General features: G+C 44.3%; 21 protein-coding genes. 12 read left to right on the forward strand and 9 right to left on the reverse strand.

From position 1 onward, the window contains the following. Nucleotides 1-63: 63 nt before the first annotated feature. From L5M10_RS03820 to L5M10_RS03830, 3 genes are all read right to left on the reverse strand, one after another. Complete coding sequence (locus L5M10_RS03820; protein WP_131524340.1) at nucleotides 64-297, reverse strand: DUF1289 domain-containing protein; 234 nt, start codon at nucleotides 295-297, stop codon at nucleotides 64-66. Continuing rightward, nucleotides 272-622 carry a VOC family protein gene (locus L5M10_RS03825; protein WP_105252887.1) on the reverse strand — a complete coding sequence of 117 codons (351 nt, stop codon included), beginning with the start codon at nucleotides 620-622 and terminating at the stop codon, nucleotides 272-274. The genes L5M10_RS03820 and L5M10_RS03825 overlap by 26 nt, the downstream gene beginning before the upstream one ends. A 102-nt stretch (nucleotides 623-724) precedes the next feature. Next, complete coding sequence (locus L5M10_RS03830) at nucleotides 725-1429, reverse strand: DUF445 domain-containing protein (protein ID WP_105253144.1); 705 nt, start codon at nucleotides 1427-1429, stop codon at nucleotides 725-727. A gap of 434 nt (nucleotides 1430-1863) precedes the next feature. Between L5M10_RS03830 and L5M10_RS03835 the strand changes: the two genes are divergently transcribed. The 3 genes from L5M10_RS03835 to L5M10_RS03845 all read left to right on the forward strand — a co-directional run bounded on the left by L5M10_RS03835 (nucleotide 1864) and on the right by L5M10_RS03845 (nucleotide 6554). Beyond that, nucleotides 1864-2244 carry a VOC family protein gene (locus tag L5M10_RS03835; protein WP_028760394.1) on the forward strand — a complete coding sequence of 127 codons (381 nt, stop codon included), beginning with the start codon at nucleotides 1864-1866 and terminating at the stop codon, nucleotides 2242-2244. A gap of 255 nt (nucleotides 2245-2499) precedes the next feature. Further along, a complete protein-coding gene (locus L5M10_RS03840; protein ID WP_263254863.1) occupies nucleotides 2500-5895 on the forward strand; it encodes a DUF748 domain-containing protein in 3396 nt (1131 codons plus the stop codon). A 302-nt stretch (nucleotides 5896-6197) separates the two neighbouring features. Then, on the forward strand, nucleotides 6198-6554 hold the full coding sequence (locus tag L5M10_RS03845; RefSeq protein ID WP_263254864.1) for a glutathione S-transferase N-terminal domain-containing protein: 357 nt from the start codon (nucleotides 6198-6200) through the stop codon (nucleotides 6552-6554). A 148-nt stretch (nucleotides 6555-6702) separates the two neighbouring features. On the opposite strand, the gene L5M10_RS03850 is transcribed toward L5M10_RS03845, so the two are convergent. Then, nucleotides 6703-7392 (reverse strand): energy-coupling factor ABC transporter permease, encoded by a 690-nt coding sequence (locus L5M10_RS03850; RefSeq protein ID WP_263254865.1) that lies wholly within the window; start codon nucleotides 7390-7392, stop codon nucleotides 6703-6705. 131 nt (nucleotides 7393-7523) lie between these two features. On the opposite strand from L5M10_RS03850, the gene L5M10_RS03855 reads away from it, so the two are divergent. Then, on the forward strand, nucleotides 7524-7985 hold the full coding sequence (locus L5M10_RS03855; RefSeq protein WP_028760398.1) for a hypothetical protein: 462 nt from the start codon (nucleotides 7524-7526) through the stop codon (nucleotides 7983-7985). A 137-nt stretch (nucleotides 7986-8122) separates the two neighbouring features. Here the strand turns inward: L5M10_RS03855 and L5M10_RS03860 are convergent, their stop codons facing one another. The 4 genes from L5M10_RS03860 to L5M10_RS03875 are packed head-to-tail and all read right to left on the reverse strand — an operon-like array spanning nucleotide 8123 to nucleotide 13468. Next, nucleotides 8123-8302: a Trm112 family protein gene (locus tag L5M10_RS03860; protein WP_006081200.1), complete on the reverse strand. Its 180-nt coding sequence runs from the start codon at nucleotides 8300-8302 to the stop codon at nucleotides 8123-8125. Further along, complete coding sequence (lpxK, locus tag L5M10_RS03865) at nucleotides 8289-9308, reverse strand: tetraacyldisaccharide 4'-kinase (protein ID WP_263254866.1); 1020 nt, start codon at nucleotides 9306-9308, stop codon at nucleotides 8289-8291. Before lpxK ends, L5M10_RS03860 begins: the two co-directional genes overlap by 14 nt. Continuing rightward, entirely contained in the window at nucleotides 9309-11117 is a 1809-nt protein-coding gene (gene msbA, locus L5M10_RS03870) for a lipid A export permease/ATP-binding protein MsbA (protein ID WP_263175926.1), read from the reverse strand. 32 nt (nucleotides 11118-11149) lie between these two features. Then, nucleotides 11150-13468: a DNA internalization-related competence protein ComEC/Rec2 gene (locus L5M10_RS03875; RefSeq protein WP_263192889.1), complete on the reverse strand. Its 2319-nt coding sequence runs from the start codon at nucleotides 13466-13468 to the stop codon at nucleotides 11150-11152. A 32-nt stretch (nucleotides 13469-13500) separates the two neighbouring features. Between L5M10_RS03875 and L5M10_RS03880 the strand changes: the two genes are divergently transcribed. The 6 genes from L5M10_RS03880 to L5M10_RS03905 all read left to right on the forward strand — a co-directional run bounded on the left by L5M10_RS03880 (nucleotide 13501) and on the right by L5M10_RS03905 (nucleotide 16646). After that, nucleotides 13501-14010, forward strand: a complete 510-nt coding sequence (locus tag L5M10_RS03880; protein ID WP_028760402.1) for a DUF2062 domain-containing protein — start codon at nucleotides 13501-13503, stop codon at nucleotides 14008-14010. 257 nt (nucleotides 14011-14267) lie between these two features. Next, nucleotides 14268-14672, forward strand: a complete 405-nt coding sequence (locus L5M10_RS03885) for a phosphate-starvation-inducible protein PsiE (RefSeq protein ID WP_028760403.1) — start codon at nucleotides 14268-14270, stop codon at nucleotides 14670-14672. Nucleotides 14673-14830: 158 nt separating this feature from the next. Next, nucleotides 14831-15133 (forward strand): PilZ domain-containing protein, encoded by a 303-nt coding sequence (locus L5M10_RS03890; protein ID WP_263192887.1) that lies wholly within the window; start codon nucleotides 14831-14833, stop codon nucleotides 15131-15133. A 76-nt stretch (nucleotides 15134-15209) separates the two neighbouring features. Further along, nucleotides 15210-15878: an AAA family ATPase gene (locus tag L5M10_RS03895; RefSeq protein ID WP_028760405.1), complete on the forward strand. Its 669-nt coding sequence runs from the start codon at nucleotides 15210-15212 to the stop codon at nucleotides 15876-15878. After that, nucleotides 15865-16209 (forward strand): replication protein RepA, encoded by a 345-nt coding sequence (locus L5M10_RS03900; RefSeq protein WP_105252895.1) that lies wholly within the window; start codon nucleotides 15865-15867, stop codon nucleotides 16207-16209. Before L5M10_RS03895 ends, L5M10_RS03900 begins: the two co-directional genes overlap by 14 nt. Before the next feature lie 239 nt (nucleotides 16210-16448). Beyond that, entirely contained in the window at nucleotides 16449-16646 is a 198-nt protein-coding gene (locus L5M10_RS03905; RefSeq protein WP_113938982.1) for a hypothetical protein, read from the forward strand. On the opposite strand, the gene L5M10_RS03910 is transcribed toward L5M10_RS03905, so the two are convergent. Then, a complete protein-coding gene (locus L5M10_RS03910; RefSeq protein ID WP_028760407.1) occupies nucleotides 16573-16815 on the reverse strand; it encodes a YecH family metal-binding protein in 243 nt (80 codons plus the stop codon). The genes L5M10_RS03905 and L5M10_RS03910 overlap by 74 nt on opposite strands. A 128-nt stretch (nucleotides 16816-16943) precedes the next feature. Here L5M10_RS03910 and L5M10_RS03915 point away from each other — a divergent pair, with 128 nt between their 5' ends. Together L5M10_RS03915 and btsR are read left to right on the forward strand one after the other, a co-directional pair. Beyond that, entirely contained in the window at nucleotides 16944-18641 is a 1698-nt protein-coding gene (locus tag L5M10_RS03915) for a sensor histidine kinase (RefSeq protein WP_263254867.1), read from the forward strand. Then, entirely contained in the window at nucleotides 18638-19348 is a 711-nt protein-coding gene (btsR, locus tag L5M10_RS03920) for a two-component system response regulator BtsR (protein WP_028760409.1), read from the forward strand. The genes L5M10_RS03915 and btsR overlap by 4 nt, the downstream gene beginning before the upstream one ends. The last annotated feature ends 92 nt before the right edge of the window (nucleotides 19349-19440 follow it).

The following is a 19440-nucleotide window of genomic DNA, read 5'->3' on the forward strand; positions in this document are numbered from 1 at the left end:
TCGCCGTTCGATTATCCACTTAAAGCTTAAAAATCAATTATCGTAGGTAATTCTGACGGCTAATCATGCACCATCCTGTCTTCTACTAACCGCGTCATTGAACTTAGCCAGATACTCCCCCTTACGCTCCTCCATCCTGATAAAACAAGCTTGCCGCTCCACTTCCGACATAACGCGCCATGCTAAAATTTCATCAAGATGCCTGAAACAACCTAAACAAATATCTTGCTGATCTAAACAACAATTTCGAATACAAGGAGTGACATTAGGATCATTCTGACCAGACGGCATATTCATTGCCACAAGGTTCAACAAAATGGAATCGACGGCCTCCCGGAAAACTAAAGATGTCAGCTGTGATAATGCCACCAGCTGTTACGACAGCCGTCAGAGTCAATTCTAAGTTCTGGCTGTAGATCACAATCAGCGGGCAACCTTTTGCGAGGGTGAAATTCACATCGGCTTGATAGAATCCCCCAGTAATGCCGACATCCATAAAGCAACTGTATTCAGGGCCATAATCGACATAGGTCCATCCAAAAACCTGGCTAAAAAAAGCCTTAGAACTCGCAATGTCGCGACTTGGGATTTCCAAATAATTGATACTGTGGTGACGGTTCATAGACTTCCTTGCTATTTAATCAGGACACAAAATGATGAACATAAAATGCGTAAGTAAAAATGGGAGCCAAAGCTCCCATTCTATTCGCGGCTTTAACTCAGGTTAACCTTGGATTAAGGCTGCGGCAAGTCCAATCAGACCGCCAAACACGCCGCCCCAAATCACTAACCAACCTAAGTGCGTTTGGATCATGTCCTGAACGATTTGTTTCACCATTTGCGGTGTTAACTCGTTTAATCTTTGCTCCACTATGTTAGCAATTTTAGTTTGCAGATCGGCCATCACATTTGGCTGTTCAATTTCTTGTTTCAGCAACTCGTGAAATGCATCGCTTTGTGCCATTTCAACTAAAGAAGCTTTCATCTTCACAATAAACGGCTCTTTTAACGGCAATAAGGCATCTGTGCCACCAAACATAGACAACATGCCACCAAAGGAAGATTGGGCGACTGTGCTAATTAACGCATCAAAAGAAGGCGCTAAATCAACCTTTTCAATCACTGGCGCCAAGTCTATTTTACTCAGCCCTTCTTTTTCAGATAGGAATCGGTCGATATTTTCAGTGGTAAAAAACTGTTTCATCATCAAATGAGCAATGCCCGCCTTAAACTCTTCAAAACGAGAAGGCACGACTCCCGAACCATAGAGTCCGGGGACTTTCTCAAACAACATATAAACTGCAACCCAGTTGGTAATCGCACCCGATAAAGCAAATAATCCGACATTCAGGACAATTGCCGAATTCATCAGGTAACCCACAACGACCAAAGCAGCCGCCAATAAATTCGTCACTAAACTCTTATTCAATCTCGTATCCCCTAAGGTGGCATCGATAAGATGCAAAACTCGCCTATATTAACAAGTTAACGGGAGTCAGGTCTAACACTCAAACCACAGTAAACAAACCCGTTTTAAAATCTGTTTTCAGTGCTAAGTCTTGGCGCAAGGGGCAAGATGAAGCCCATCAACTAAGCCGCAGCGTCACTGAGCCACAAGAAGCTGATTAGCCAGCACTGAATAAAGTGAATCTCCTTGTAGAACATTAAGTTAATTTAATGTTTGCCGACCTAAAAAAGCAAAAATTTTAATTTGCCGTCTGTGAATTATCAACTTGCCTCAACTACACTCAATCAAGATAACACACAAAAAATATGGCTCAGAATACAGCCGGCACTGAACACTGACAGTTAACCTCGGCTCAATACACAAAATTTACCCAAAATAGAATAAAGGATGCGCTTATGGAATCGGCTTTTAACACTGCAGGGGCGTTAAGTTGGCATGAATTGACAACCAATAATACTGAAGAGGCTATGCACTTCTATGCTGAGATTTTTGGCTGGCACTTTAAAACCGTCAAAATGCCCCACGGCAATTATCATATTATTGAAAATCAGGGCGTCAGCATTGGGGGGATCACCGATAGTTTGCTCCCAATGCTTCCCTCACATTGGACCGGCTACATTACCGTTAACGATGTCGATCAAGTCGCTATCAGCGCAAAAAAACTTGGCGGGGATATTCTGTTTGGTCCTGAAGATATACCCGAAGTAGGCCGTTTTTGTTGGATAAAAGATCCACAAGGCGCCATTATTGCAGCGATTAGTTATTTAAATCGCTGATCAAAAATAGCCTCCAACATGGTGAGTATTGACGACTCAAATCATTAGCCATAGGCTGAAACACATGTAGTTATCAATGTAGATGATAGGTTACCACTCAGGAACGTCTTAGATCAGAAGACGTTATTGTCTGTGTAATACCAAGATTTCATTGGTAAAAATATAAATAATTTCTGGAAACATTAGCATTATTCGCTAGAATGTCCGTACTTATGGAAGTTTTTCCCTGTCTTATGCATTGGAGCCTTGATATTAATGCTGACCCAGTTATCGCAATTCAGACACTCTTTTTTTGCCCTCCCAAGATACCTGCGAGTGATTATTTACCTCACAGCAGTCTACCTTAGCTATGTCTGCACATTAGGTTTAATCCTCCCCTATGCGATAACCATGCTGGCACCAGAAAAACTCTCAACTCTGCTCGGTCGTCCCGTCACCCTCGGTGATATACGCATTAACCCTTTTAATTTCAAAGTCGAAATCGACCAACTGGCCATTAAAGAAAAAGACGACAAACCTTTTGCTGGCATTGCACAAGTCCAATTCGAAATACATTTTTGGCGATCTGTTTTTAATCGCGCCGCCGTTATCGAAAACATACACATACAAGCGCCCTACGCACATATCATTCGCGTGGAGAAAAAAGGGAAAGCTGGATTCAACTTCGACGATATTCTGCAGACCCTGAACGGGCATTCATCCACGAGCACAGAAACAGTTCCCACAGAAGCCAGCTCACCCATTCGTGTCCTGCTCAGCCAATTTGTGTTGGATGCGGGACAATTTAACTTCGATGACAAAATTACCCATGCTCAAGTGAACTACCCCAATATCAATCTAAAACTCAGTTCCCTTGATACTGAATATTTGATGGCGGCATCATCGGCATCGATAACACCAGCCATAAAAGTAAACAAAGTTGATAATACGACACCAAACGCCCAATCAACGTCTGACTCACCCATTGTGCCTATCAAGCACAATCACTATGCGATACAACTCAGTGATGATCATACTGGTGAAATCAGTTTGCAGGGGCAATTCCAATTGTTCCCGCTAAAAGTTGCGGGTGACATCCAAGTCGCCAAACTGAAACTGACACCACTATGGCGATTTATCGACGATCAATTTAATCCCGTCCTCACGGATGGCGAGCTCAGTATTAAAACTCAATATCAAGTGGATCTTGCCGAGAATGGCGAGTTACAAGTCATCAGCAACAATGGCCAGTTTATTGTTGAAAAACTTAACCTTAACGACAAAGATCGCTCAGTGGTCAAGCTCCCCATGTTTGCCCTCGACGGCATTTCAGCCAACTTGAAGCAGCAGAAAGTGCATATCAACAAACTCCACAGCGATGGCCTAACAATGAGTGCCATTTTGAACCCAAACGGGCTCGATCTTGTTGGCTTATTCATGCCTAAATCGTTAAGTGCCTCCACAACGACTACGCAGCCGGTTGCTAAACCAATCGATGCTAAGCCAGCAGATGCTCAATCGCTTGAGCGCGTACAAGTTGCGCAAGAGGAAGAAAAACGTCAAATAGCAGAGACTGCCACTGGTCCAAGCGATAGCGCAAACAAAGCAACGGAAAGCGAATTAGCCGCAACTAACGAGAGTGATAAAACAGAACAAAAGACAGAAGCGACCGCAAATGTCACCACTGATGCCACTAAAGAAACCGCTGCAGAAGTCGCTTCTGAGGCAGATCCTCTGCTGCCAATCAAGCAAACACCAGTAACGACGTCAACTGACACTTGGTTAGTGCAACTCGATGCGCTCAATATTGAAAACTATGACCTTAATCTATCGGAACAAAAGCTAACGGCCACACCGCAGCAATGGCGAGTGTATCCGCTTAATTTTTCAACTAAGGTCATAACGAGTACCTTAACCGCTCCGATTGAATATGAGCTACAACTCAGCCTCAATGATCAAGGTACTTTGAGCTCTCAAGGCCAAGTCGATGTGACGGGCGAAACCATAGATGCCAATATCCAACTCGATAAGCTGGCATTAACCCAATTTCAGCCCTATTTAGCGCCCTACGTGAATATCCAGCTCAAGAGCGGTCTATTAAGCTCAGCAGGCAAGCTGACCGCCGATGCTAAAGGCAAAGCCATTTACGGTGGCAGTGTTGAGCTCGATGATTTAGCTATTCATGACAAATTGCGTAATGCTCCACTGGTCAAATGGCAAAAGATGAATATCAATCAACTGGATTTTGACCAACAGAAAAATCAAATCAAAATTGATCACTTAGCCTTTAATCAACCCTACGCCAAAGTGGTGATAGCCAAAGATAGAACCACTAATATCAGCGATCTTATCGTTGAGGCTCCGGCTGCAAATAGCAAGACAACTAAAAACACAACCACAGCCAGTGCTAAGCAAACCGAGCTGCAAACGGCAAGCAAGACAACGCCTGAGTTAAGCCTCGATATTCAAAAAATTAGCTTTAGCCAAGGCTCAGCTTACTTTGCCGATAACTCACTGACACCAAACTTTGCCTCAGGGATTGAGTTACTTGAAGGTAATATCACTCACTTGTCGTCAACGCCAGGGACTAAGGCCTCGGTCGATATCAAAGGTAAGATAGACAAGTATGCGCCTGTAACTCTAAAAGGCGATATTAACCCTTTGCTAGATATGCCATATTTAGATCTCGACTTAGTCTTTAAGAGCGTTGAGTTAACCTCAGTCAATCCTTACTCAGGCACCTATGCGGGTTACTACATAGATAAAGGGCAGCTATCGTTATCGTTGAACTATCAACTCGATAAGAACAAGCTCAAGGGCAGTAACCATCTGATCATAGACCAACTGAAACTTGGTAAACCCAGTGACAGTGACCTTGCCACTAGCTTACCCATCACGCTCGCGATTGCCCTGCTGCAGGACCGTAACGGCGTGATTGATTTAGGTATGGAAGTCTCTGGCGATTTAGACTCACCGAGCTTTAGTGTCGGCAGCATCATAATGACGGCGATTACCAATGTAATCACTAAAGCCGTCACAGCGCCCTTCACTTTCTTAGCAGGACTCATAGGCTCTGACGAAACCTTAGATAAGATCAGCTTTGCCGCAGGCAAATTCAGCCTAAGTGAAGATGAGCAAAAAAGTTTAGACAAACTCGCTAGCGCCTTACTCGACAGACCTATGCTCAAGCTTAGCGTTGAAGGGGAAGTCGATGCCATCAATGACAGCCAAGCCATTGCTGAGCGCATCATGAAGCGTAAATTGGCTAAATTAGCCAATATCGAATTCAGTGCGTTACCTGATGATTTAAGTCCGAGCCAATTCCCGACCCAAGGGCCGCTTGCTGATGCGTTAGTAAAGCTTTATGAACAAGAAGTTAAAGCCGATCCTACCCAAATCAGAGACACTGTTATCGCAGAGGCCAAAGACGCGCAGCTTTCCGATGACGAAATCACCACCCGCTGGCATATCGCTTTATATAATCTGTCGGTAAAAGCACAGAATGTTAACGATGGCATGTTGGGTAATTTAGCCCAAGAAAGAGCGAAAGCCGTTAAAGCTTACCTTGTGGACGTGAAAGAAATTGCTCCAGAGCGGATCTTCTTGCTCGAAAGCCGAGTGAGTTTAACCCAGAATGCAGCCCAAGTGAGTCTCACCATTGATGCTCAATAACTCAGCCAATTAACTGCTTTTTATATAAAACTAAGCCCGCTAAAGTTCGACTTTAGCGGGCTTTTACCTTATGGCTAACCGTCATAACCAATCAAAAAACCATTCTTCTACAATCAAATCATCTATCTGTTAATTCACTCTAAAATGTTGGCCGTGCTTGGTGCCATAGGTTACACTCTGCGGCCTTTATACAACTGAGATCACAGTTTTTAAACGACTGGCTCTCAGACTCGCCGCACACTTTCTGTGGCGCCATGACGCACAAATGTTCTTCCACAAAAATTATCATTAAGGTCAATAACATGTTTATCATTCGCTGGATTTTAGGCAGGATTATTCTGTTTTTAAACTTCGTATTTAGCCCTAAGAGGCGCCAACGTCCACTGGCTGAGCAACAAAAAATTGATGCTCAAACTCAAGCATTAGCCCTGTATCAATATCCTGCATGCCCATTTTGTGTAAAAGTCCGCCGTGCAATGCGTCGCCAAGGACTCAACATAGTGACCCACGACGCTAAAAAAGCGCCGCATAAAGATGAACTCATCGCTCAAGGCGGCAAACAGCAAGTGCCTTGTCTGCGGATTGAAGAAAACGGTCAAGTACAGTGGTTATATGAATCAAAAGAAATCATTAACTACTTAGACCAACGCTTCGCCTAAATCACGGCGCAACGGTCAGCGCAAATATACAAATAAGTGCGTCCAATAACCTTTTCAATCGTCTGTTCAATGGGCTCCTTACAAAGGGCTTTACGTTGGAATGACAAGGTTTCGGGCGCAGTTCTTTTATTGCGTTGTTTTATCGCATTTACTTACGCCACAAATATTCACGGTCAGAATAATCAAATAACCACTGGGGCTGATACACCACCAATAGCGTTACCGCCATGCCATTAAGCAATGCCTCTGGGAATGCCAGCAAAGGGATTAGCATCAGGTAGTCGTCCACTAACACATTCCAATCGTAATCCGCCGCAGACCACAACCACGTCGCCCAACTCAATTGATGAAACACAGTTGAGAGGCCCGCATTGATAAAACCACCGACGAAAATGAATACAAAAATATGCTTAGGAAATAAATGGTAACTGCGACTGTATAGGATAAAACACAGAAACAGCGGCACGGCCATAGCGAACAAACTAAAAGCACCAAAATCAGCGGGCTGCTTTAATACAAAAAGACTAAAAAAAGCGCTAGGCAACAGCAACACTAAGGTCGCAAGACGCCAGCCGAACATCAGCATACAAGTAACAATTCCCAGAAAATGCAGATGCAACCCTGTTTGAATACTGGCATTTAACGACCACAGCGCATTGATCCCCACCAACGTCAGCAACAAACGTAATTGGAGATGTTTATCCCGCCGGAGCTGCACTAACTCTTCTTTTGGCCATATGGCGTAAATCCATAACGCCAAGAACATAAGGCATATACCTTGAGTCAGGCTCATATCCCATTCGATTTGCGCCCATTTATTTGACCAAAACGCCCACATTACTCGCCCATCCTTAATCCATTACACCTATCGGCGCGTACTCATCCTATGAGAATGCCATAAATCCATGAACTTTAGGGCCATATTAAGGTATTCTTCTGTCAGTTAATAACTAAGAGTTAAATTTGATTATGCCGTTTCGATATCTCAGCCTTGCTATCTTAAGTTGTTTCTCGCTCATAGCCTGCAGCAGTGCGCCAATTGACCCGAGTGAACTCGCCGGAAAATTACGGGATAAGTTAACGACGGATATTAAAAGCGATGGCCTTAAACTCTTCAGCTACAAAGCGCGTCTGGTCGATGAAAAGTCGACAATGAATGATACCGAGCGCCCTTTTCCACACGAGGCACGCATACGTAATATGCAAGATCCCCGTGAGCAACGTCGCGCGATGCAAGATCTACAGGACTCATTAGAAATTTGGGGGAGACAGGTTGATTTAGGTTTAATCAAAACCCTTGAAATGACGGGTTATTGCCGCGAAGGTTATATTGAATTAAGCCGAATTATCGAGCCTGGTCGAGGAGAAATCCGCGGTGAGTGCCAAGAGGGGGCAACCAATGCTGATAAACAAAAATTTATGAGCTATTAACTAAACTCAGAGTAATGAAGAAACGTGCACAGTTACCAATACAAAAAACTGAAATCGGCTAAAAATAGCGAAAACGGTAATAAGCAGAATAAAAAGCAAGCATGCGCGTATGAGACAATACGCGCATTCACATCACACTAGACTGATTCGGTCAGTGGCACAGCACGATTTTCCAATAACACAGGGATACCTTCAGTGATCGGATAAGCAAGTTTATCTGCCTTACAAATCAACTGCTGCGTCGTTTTATCGTACTCAAGTTTTCCCTTACACACAGGGCAAGCCACTATATCTAACAATTTTTTATCGAATGCCATGGAAGTTTCCTTGTTTAGCTGCAGCCACCTCGCGAAGACGTGCGAGCAGCTGTTCATCAAATTGTGGGGATAGCTTGGCATCGACCGCCAAATACCACCAGTTTTCTTGTGCAAAATCGCGACATTTAACCGCATCTTTTTCTGTCATCAACAGTGGCAAACCTTGGGCTAAATCACCTAACTGGGTTTTATCGTAGGCCTGATGGTCATCAAAACCATGGCAGAAGGCCAGTTGATAGCCTTGTGCGCGTAACGATTCAAAGAAACGCGCTGTATTACCTATGCCCGCCATCGCAACGAGCGGCTGAGACTTATCGAAAGTATTTTCACCAGACATCGCATCACATTTAACAGGCTTCACTGCCGTAGGTGTCAGTTGCATTTCGAACTGCCCTTTTGCCGCTGGGCCGCCATTACTGACGATAAAATCCACGGTATCGAGACGCCACGCGCCTTCACGCAATGGACCTGCTGGCAATAGCAAGCCATTACCTAAACCGCGCTGACCATCAATCACCACCAGCTCAATATCGCGTGCCAGAGCATAATGCTGTAGGCCATCGTCACAGATGATGACATCGACACCAAACTCAGCAATAAGCGCATTAGCCGCATCGACCCGTTTAGCGCCAACCACCATAGGCACTTGAGTACGCGCCACTATCATGGCAGGTTCATCACCCACCTCTGCCGCACTTGCACCTAAGCAAACCGATTTAACGCCTTGAATATCAACACCGTAACCACGACTGATCACACCGGGGTGAAATCCATGTTGGCGCAGTAATTCAATCAGATAAATCACAGTTGGCGTCTTACCGCTGCCACCGACGGTAATATTACCGACGACGATGATAGGTACAGGCATTGCAGTTTGTGATTTCATCCCGAGGTGAAACAAAGCGCGGCGCACATAAGTGATAACCGCGAATAAGCCAGATAAAGGTAACAATAGCCATCGCAGTGGATGGCCCTGATACCAAATTTTATTCACTAAGGCCTGCATCTAACTACCAAATTGCATTTGGTATAATTTGGCGTACATGCCATCTAATTCCAATAGTGATTGGTGCGTCCCGCGCTCGACGATACGCCCCTGATCGACTACTAAAATCTGATCGGCACTCTCGATGGTCGACAACCTGTGGGCGATCACTACAGATGTGCGGTTTTGTCTGAGGTTATCTAACCCTTTTTGAATGGCTTTTTCTGACTCAGTATCCAGTGCGGAGGTCGCTTCATCGAGGATCAACACGGGCGCATCACGTAGCATAGCGCGCGCAATCGCAATCCGCTGTCTTTGACCACCGGACAATAACACACCATTCTCACCCACTTGAGTATCAAGGCCTTGGGGCAGCTGATCAATAAACTCCATCGCATAGGCCAAGGTCGCAGCTTCAATGATCTGCTCACGAGTCGCCTCACCGAGATAGGCGTAGGCGATGTTATTGGCTATCGTGTCATTGAACAAGGTCACCTGTTGCGATACCAGTGCCACTTGATTGCGCAGCGATTTTAGCGAGTAATCGTAGATGCTGACGTCATCAAGCAGAATATCGCCGGATTCAAGGCCCGTATAAAAACGGGTCACTAAACTCGCAATAGTCGACTTACCTGAGCCAGAACGTCCAACTAAGGCTAAGGTTTGCCCAGGTTTGACTTCAAAATCGACATTCTCAAGTGCACGACGATCTTGGCTGTCATAGGTAAAACACACATTATCAAAACGTAGATGACCCTTAGCACGCTCAACAGTATAAGTTCCCGTATCGGACTCTGGCAGCGTATCCAGTAATTCAAACACTGTGGTACAAGCCGCAATACCCCGTTGAAATTCGGCATTCACTCGGGTTAAGTTTTTGATGGGCTGTAACATGGCCATCATGGCACCAAGAATCGTCGCGAAAGTACCCGCGGTAAGATCGGCTTTCATGCTGTCTAAGCTTGCCGCATAAAGTACAAAGGCTAAGGCGAATGAGCCGATAATCATGATCAGAGGCTGACTAATGGCTTGTGCCACAGCTAACTTCATATTTTGATGGCGGTTTTGATCGTTTACTTTAGCAAAACGGGTTGCTTCTGTTTCCTGTCCACCAAAGGCCAATACGTTTTTATGACCTTTAATCATTTGCTCCGTAGTCGCACTCACCCCACCCATGGCGGTTTGAATTTGCTTAGAGACCTTGCGGAAACGACGACTAACCACCGCAATGACCATGCCCATGATAGGACCAATCACAAGAATACAGAGGGATAGTTTCCAAGAGTTATAGAACATCAGCACCAGCATACCAAACACAGTCACACTATCGCGGACGATGGAAATCAAAGCACTTCCCGATGCTCGAGCGATTTGCTCAGTATCAAAAGTCACTTTTGAGATCAAGTTACCAGTATTTTCCTTATCCATATAACTGACAGGCAGGCTCAGATAATGCTCAAACACTTGCTGACGCATGTCCATGATCAAACGTGCACTCATATATGAAATGCCGTAAGTCGAAACAAAGTTGGCAAAACCGCGTAGGGAAAACATAACGATAACCACAAGCGGCGCCATCATAAGCACGTCGTTGTTTGCGTGAAAACCTTCACTGGTTGGCAATGCTATGCCGTTGGTCACCGCAGCAGGTGCGCCGCCGGAGAAACCCTTATCAATAAAGGGGCCGATGAAAGCGATAAAGGCGGCATCGACGAGACCATAAATAATTAATCCCGCAACTGAAAGCATAAACATGCCTTTCATCTGTTTTATATAGCCCAGTAATCGTTTGAAAACTGTCCACATTTCGTCTTTAGGAGATGTTGTCATTGATAACACTAAATTATGGCAAAGTAGGCATTCTACTCTGGATTAATCAAGTCACCAAATCTAAACAGAGAGTTGTACCAAAATGGCGCTAAATCACCACGATAGGTCTTAACCTCTCGCTCAGACTGCTGAAAAATCACACTAATCTGCCCTTCTATACCTGTAGTTAGGCCCATAATCTCCCGTTGCTGATACCGTTCAACCACTGTGGATTTTGGAAATCCCCAGCGATTAGCAAAACCAGCAGGAAACAAGACTAACTTGGGGGCAACAGCATCAATAAAGGCTTCAGTTGACGAGGTTTTACTGCCGTGGTGGGGCGCAACGAGCACTTCACTTTGTAACTCATACTCACCACTTAAGGCACGACTTAATAGCGAAGTTTCGATTTGCTTTTCGATATCACCCGTAAGCAGTAGACTCTGCCTGTCATCATCAATGCGTATAACACAGGAACCATTATTACCCGCTAACGCTTGAGGCGGAGAAAGCAAATTCAAGCTCAGCCCTTGCCATTGAATCTGCCTTGGGCGGCAATCTTGGCCGCTAAAGCCTGCCACGTCTGTGATCACTAAAGCCTTAGGGTAAGCCTCAATCAAAACAGGGGCACCACCTGCATGATCGTTATCGCTATGGCTGATAACAATATAATCAATCTCTTGAATGCCTTTGGCTTTTAGGAAAGGCAATATCACCCGCTCCGCATAACTGAAGTCATCACCAAAGGCGGCACCAGTGTCGTAAACCAGCCCTCTACCATTCTTTTCAATAACCACAGCTAAACCTTGGCCTACATCCAGTAAATGCATAGCCCATCGATTATTTTGAACGGGTGACCACAGCGTAATACAGAAAAGCAAAGCGGGAATAAACAGTAAACTCAGCAGGCTTAACCAAGAAGAATAATTTTTATTTTTAGGCACATAGCGCCATAACACACCACCGATGAACGCAGATAACCCCAAGGCTAATATCGTATCTGAAAGCGCTAACCAATGGGCTGGCAATTGCTGGCTTATGTCTAGCAACTGCGCATAGGGTGATAAACTCCAATCACTTAGGCGAAGCAGTCCTAACCAAGAGAACCCAAACGCAGTACCAACCCACCAGCATATAAATCCCGCCATAGCTAATGGGATAACAACAAAACTAAACCATGGCACAGCTAGGATATTCATCCACAAGCTGTGTAAACTCACACCACCAAAGAGTGCTCCTTGCAGTAATCCAAGCCCAAGGCTCAAGCGCCACTGGATGGCCCAAAATTGTAAAAGCCCCGCGCCTACACGCGTCCTTCGAGTCGACACAGCCGTAAACTCTTTGGGCTGGATGACTAAGGTATATAAAATCACCCCTAAAGCACAAAACGACAGCCAAAATCCCGCACTTAAACAAGCAAGCGGGTCGAGTAACAATACGACAAACAATGCAAACAGCAAGCGCTCCCACGCAGTAGAAAATCGCTTTAATAAACTCAGTAGCATTAACAGTAAAATCATCACGAGTGCACGCTGAGTCGATACACCAAAACCTGCAAGATAGGCATAAAATGCTGCGCCTATACCTGCCGCGACTAACGCAAAAGTCATATTACGTCGACTCTGATGTGACACAAAACGACTCAATCCAAACAAAAGGCAAGCGTATACCCATGCCGCGACAACGGAGAGGTGCAAACCGGAAATCGCCACTAAATGGCCAGTGCCAGTCTGCCTTAGTGCTTGCCAACGAGCTTGTGAGATCAAATGCTTATCCCCCAAAAGCAAGGCAAGTAAAATGTCACCTTGAGGTAAAGAGGCTAATTCAGGTGTCAATGCGCTTATGAGGTCATTACGCAATGAAGGCGAAACCGCAAGTAACTGCGCCTCAATCACTCGTCCTTTACCGACAACATGTTGACTGATTAATTGTTTTTGTTCGTTGTAGCCGCCTTGATTTAGCACGCTAGCAATGCTCTTAGGTGTCAACGTAAACAGCCAAACCTGACCCACATCGACTTCTGGCGGATCTTTCCACGTGAGTCGCAATTTTGCGTTTGGCCCTAAGATTAAATTTGGTTTAATGAGCGATATATCCAAACTTAGCCAGTCGCTGTTTCGACTAACTAGTGATATGATTTCGCCCCTTACCTGTATAGGTTGTTGTAACACTGGCAAATCCTGCCTAGATAATCCTAAGCAAAAACCAGTTAGCCATGCTACCGCAAAGAGCCCACCTGCACAGACAGGGATTTTTCGGTGTAAGATTAACGCCCCAACAACAAAGTAGGGTATGTAACTGACTGGCGGCAGCGAAGGCCATAACATCGCTGATAATAAGATGGCACTAAAGCCAAACATGAATCGATTCATAGTGAATTAAGTTAAGACAGCAATTTCAGCATATGCCAAAAAAATTAATTAAAAGATTTATGCCTAAGCCTGAAACCTTGCGTGAGCATAAACACTTACGCATGTTCGGACGCTTGTTACACAATCCCAATCTATGGGCACTTAATCGAAAATCCGCCCCAGGCGCATTTGCCGTAGGGTTATTTGTCGCTTGGATCCCAATGCCATTTCAGATGGTTGTTGCAGCGGCTTTTGCCATTCTATTTAACGTTAATATTCCTGTTTCAGTTGCATTAGTATGGATAACCAATCCCTTAACTATGCCAGTGATGTTTTATGGGGCGTATTTACTCGGTGCTAAAATACTCGGCCATGCTCCGCAAGATTTTGCCTTCGAAGCAAGTTGGCAATGGATTGAAGCATCGCTTGCGACCATAGGTCCGGCATTCTTACTCGGGTGTCTAGTGCTAGGAGTGGTTTTTTCCGCTGTCGGTTATTTGCTGATTAATAATCTGTGGAAATATTCAATTATGTTTAAGTGGCAGAAACGCAAGAATAAATAATCTTTTATATTCAAACCGCTTATGTTGGTACAACGATTTAGTCGAGGTAACAGCATAAGCGGATTAACACATTCGCTCTCGCTTCCCTTTTGTTCATCATATAAATCACCTTCTACATACAAGCACGTTAACTCCACTTTGCGCCGAATTTAAGATCGTACATATCTGTGAATTAAATCACACAGCGGCGCCTAGCTTTTCCCTAAAAACAGATTTTTGCTGTTACTATTTATAAAAACATCAAGTAGGGAATATCCATGCCTTTTTATCATCAATATGGTTCTAAAAGCCTTAAAGCCGTTGAACACTTAGTCCTATTTATTATTGCCATTGCCACCGTTGTCGCAATAGGCCAAGAAATTGTGCATATCATCTCTGTACGTATGGTCGCACTGGCCGATTTACTCTTGTTATTTATTTTCTTAGAAGTGTTAGCCATGGTGGCTAACTACTATGAATCCGGTAAGTTACCAGTACGTATGCCGCTTTATATTGCGATTGTCGCCTTGGCCCGTTACCTAATCTTAGATATGAAGAGCATGGAAGACTGGCGTATCGCAGCAATATCATTATCGACGCTAATTTTAGCAGCAACCGTGATTGTGATTCGTTGGGGCCAATTAAAAATGCCTTATCCAAAAAATCAAGAATACGACAATTAATCAAATACCTGAGTTGGTGCTATTGAAACCTAAATCAATGGCACCTGCTTTTCTCGTTTTAAAACTATTATCAAAGACCTAGCTTTCACATTGGTATTCTGCCAAAAAGCAATTATGCTAGTTTTACTGAGATCAATAATTTACGGGGCAATTGAGTTATGGGTGACCATACTAGTGGTTTTGAAGAAAAACGCACATCGCTGCGAGTCGACATGGAAGCAGAGCGCGTGGTCTTGAATTGGATCGACACTCAAGGCATGAAGCAAACAGATGAAGGTGTGTGTATCGACTTAGCAAGACGCGGCATTTTATTCGATTATAAAAATCCGTTTGCACTGGGCGAACTCATCGAAGTGACCTTTAATCCCAATTCATCCCAACAAAATACAGTTAAAGGACAAGTCTGCCGTTGCGCGAGATGCCATGACCAAAGCTACCATATTGCTATGCAACTGCTTTAATTTAACTTAAATTTCGCAGCTTTAATGGCTCTGTTCTACACTCAATGAATTGAACAATTCATTAAGGGGCGTCAGTATGATCTTGCTGGTAGGTGGTGAAAAAGGTGGTAGCGGAAAAAGTTGTCTCGCTCAAAATCTTGCCGTTTATATTAAGCAAAAATTTCAGGCAAACGTCCTCATGGTCGATTGTGATCCCCAACGCACGACTTCAGATTGGATCCAAGCAAGAAATAATGATCCAAGCCTCCCAAGTATTAATTGCATCCAACTTTACGGCAAGATTCGTAATGATTTACTCAGCCTCAATGAGCGTTTTGACTACGTAATTGTAGATTGTGGTGGCCAAGATAACTTAGCCATGCGCGCAGCTATGTCGGTAGCGACTTATGTTGTGATCCCCCTCAGACCCAAAAGACGCGATCTCAAAACATTACCCCACATGGAAGACATGCTAAGCACTTGTAAAATGGTGAATCCTAAAATGATCGCGACTATAGTGCTCACCCAATGTCCAGCGCTTCCCACACAGTTTAAACGCATTTTAGAAGCCAAAGATGTGGTGCAATCCTTTGGACTAAGGGTGCTAAATTCAGTTACATTTTGTCGAAATATTTATGATGACAGTGAAGAAAGAGGCTCTTCAGTCGTCGAAATAGAACCCGATGGGAAAGCAGCTGATGAGATCCGCGCCATAGCGGATGAGTTATTCGCAATGCCACCAGAAAATAGCTATGAGCTTAACTGATCTTAAACGTAAGAAACCTAAGCAAATCATCAAGCCGGTTTCTGTCGATGATTTCATTGAAGATGCCAATAACTACGCCTTAGGTAAGGCGAGTTTATTAGCTGCGCCCACCACACACACCATAGTTAAGGGCTTAGATAAAAAATCGACTAAGATTTATCGCCACGCGACCTTTACCCTCACTGAAAACAGTATTTCTCAGCTTGATGCCCTATCGAAATCCACCAATATTGCAAAATCTCGATTACTGCGTATTTTGATCAATGAGTTTACCCAACTCACTCCCGCACAGCAGGAGCAAATTGCAAATAAGCGCCACGATGAAACCTGAGATTCAACAAAACGATTACACGTCTAAGCGGCTAAAAACCAATCAATAAAATACAACAAAATAAAATGAGTACGCTATGGCACTGTGTATTATACCAATAATATTAAATAGTTAGTCAGTTCAGAGCCTCACTGGCATCTCAATCCAAGGCGCATTGATGCAGAAATGGTCATTCCCTTTTAAGTCAATGCAACACCGGAGTGGGATGCCTGTGTGGCTCCCGAAGGCGGCTGATGTTAATGGCATCGCGCTTTATACTGCGTTTAAGGCTTTTGACAGAGCACCGCTATGCCTTCAAGCCTTCGCCTTGTCTAAAGCTAGTTAAATTCCCGCTGAATGAACAGATATTTAATACGATGGGTATTAATGCTCACACTTTCGCCCAGCTACAAGTTGAATACCTTGGGACGTTTCGTAAAACTTACCTTTACCTATGAGTAACTCAATTAATGCTTCGGCACTCAAATCAGTTGCACTACAAGTATGGTATCGAGCCGCCGAGCCAAACTTTTGCTCCATCATGGAAATTAATTCAGGCTTTATAATAGCGGCCCCTTGAGCTACCATCAGCGCCATAACATCATGACCGTGAACAGAATTGGACATATGTCCTCCTAAAGATGCAATATTATTGTTCTTTATATCCTAACGGTTAAATTCGAACCCTGATCTCGCGCACAAACTTTCAAATGGGGACGACTGCGCCGACATCTGTGACGATAATGTGAGCCATTATGTCTTTGATCCTATTACTGACCCAACAGATGTCGCTGTACTTAGTGATCGTTTACTTAGTCAGTAAAACGCCACTGTTTAAACTGTTTGCCGAAACGTCTCCTCGTCTGCCACATAAGATTTTTATGTATCTGATTTTTTCGAGTTTCTGCATCATGGCCACTTATTTTGGTGAGCAAACCTCGGGAGCGATTGCCAACACTCGTGCTATGGGCGCCGTTTTAGGCGGATTATTAGGAGGACCGGTTACTGGTTTTCTGGTGGGGCTGACTGGTGGGCTACACCGCTACAGTATGGGCGGCTTTACTGATATAGCCTGCGCCATCTCCACCACCTTAGAAGGCTTATCCGCAGGGATGATAAGCTTCTACTTAAGACGCTCAGATAAAAGTGAGCTCATCTACAATCCATTACTCGTTTGCCTAGTGACTTTTTATGCTGAAATGATGCAAATGAGCATCATACTTTTGGTCGCACGCCCCTTCGATGATGCATGGGAATTGGTACGTCAAATCGCGCCGCCCATGTTGTTAGTGAACTCCGTGGGAGCGGCACTCTTTATGAGCATGATCCGTGACCAAAAAACCATGTTTGATAAACTCTCATCGAGCTTTTCGACTAAGGCATTAAAAATTGCCGAACGCAGTGTCGGATTACTATCAAAAGGATTTAACGAAGAAAGTAGTAGTCATGTCGCCCAAATCGTCATCGAAGAAACCAATGTGGGTGCAGTGGCCATCACGGACAGGGAAAAACTGTTAGCCTTTATTGGCATAGGCGCCGATCACCATCTCCCAGGTACACCGATTTCGTCCAAAATCACCTTAGAAGCCATCAATCAAAATAAGGTCATGTTCGCCGATGGCGTTGAAACGCCCTATGCATGCTCTATTTCTTCTCATTGCCGTCTAGGGTCAAGTCTAGTGATCCCGCTGCGCAGTGATACCGAAGTCATTGGCACGATTAAACTCTATGAGCCTAAGAATAAACTTTTTTTGAATATCAACCGTACTTTAGGTGAAGGTATTGCCCGCCTGTTATCGAACCAAATTCTTTATGGGCGTTTTGAGCAACAGCAAAATCTACTGACTCAAGCCGAACTTAAATTGCTACAGGCTCAGGTCAATCCGCACTTTTTATTTAATGCACTGAATACCATTAGCGCGATTATCAAACGTGATCCTGATATGTCTAAGCAGCTACTGCAGCAGTTATCGCAATTTTTACGGATCAATTTAAAGCGAACGACAGGCTTAGTGACGCTTGGGGATGAGCTAGATCACATCGCGTCCTATCTCACCATTGAAAAAGCGCGTTTTATTGATAAATTACAAGTCAGTATCGCGATACCTGAATCACTCTACCACTGTAAAGTTCCCGCCTTTACCCTGCAGCCAATTATTGAGAATGCCGTAAAGCACGGCACTTCGCACATGATTGAGCAAGGGCAGATTAAAGTGACTGGCAAGCTCGAAAATGATGTGCTGGAGCTAGAAGTCACAGACAATGCCGGGTTGTATCAGCCCATTGAGGGATCAGAAGGCCTAGGGATGAACTTAGTGCATAAGCGAATTCAAAATATTTTTGGCGAACAATACGGCGTGACAGTGGAGTGCGAGCCCGATCAATTGACTCGTGTCACCATAAGATTGCCCATAGAAAGCCCTGAAACATCAAATATGGATAACCGCACGTGATCACTTGTTTAATTGTCGATGATGAGCTGTTTGCTCGTGAAGAATTAGCTGACCTTTTGGGGCAAGAACACGACATCCAAATCGTCGGTCAATGCGCCAATGCTATTGAGGCATTACAGAGCATAACCAAAGAAAAACCTCAGTTAATCTTTCTTGATATCCAAATGCCACGCATTTCGGGCATGGAACTTATTGCAATGCTCGACCCCGATGACATGCCGAAAATCGTGTTTGTCACCGCCTACGACGAGTTTGCCGTCAAAGCCTTCGACAATCATGCCTTCGATTATTTACTCAAACCCATAGATGCCGACAGACTCAGTAAAACCCTCACTCGTGTGCGTAAAAATCTAACGCCTCAGGCTATGGACTCCATTACCCCAAAGAGTCTTGAACATATTCCCTGCTACAGCGGCAATAAACTCAAAGTCATTGCAATCCAAGATGTGGAATATGTGTTCAGTGACTTAAGCGGCATCCATGTGGCCAGCACGAAAGGCAAAGTCCATACCCAGTTGACCTTGAAAGTGTTCGAAGAAAAAACCCCACTGGTGCGCTGCCATCGGCAGTATTTAATTTCACCTAAGGCGATTGCTGAAATTGAGCTGTTAGATACTGGGGCTGAAGTCACCACTCATTTAGGCGATAAAGTCCCCGTATCACGCCGCTATCTTAAAAGCCTTAAACAGCTATTTGGCTTTCAATAAACACAATCCAAAAGTCATCTTAGCGATGTATTTTTAGCCATAAGATAGCCAACAACACTCACCGTTAACATACAATGGTAACCACTTAAGCT

This window comes from Shewanella sp. SM32 (assembly GCF_025654235.1).
GTDB lineage: Bacteria > Pseudomonadota > Gammaproteobacteria > Enterobacterales > Shewanellaceae > Shewanella > Shewanella oncorhynchi.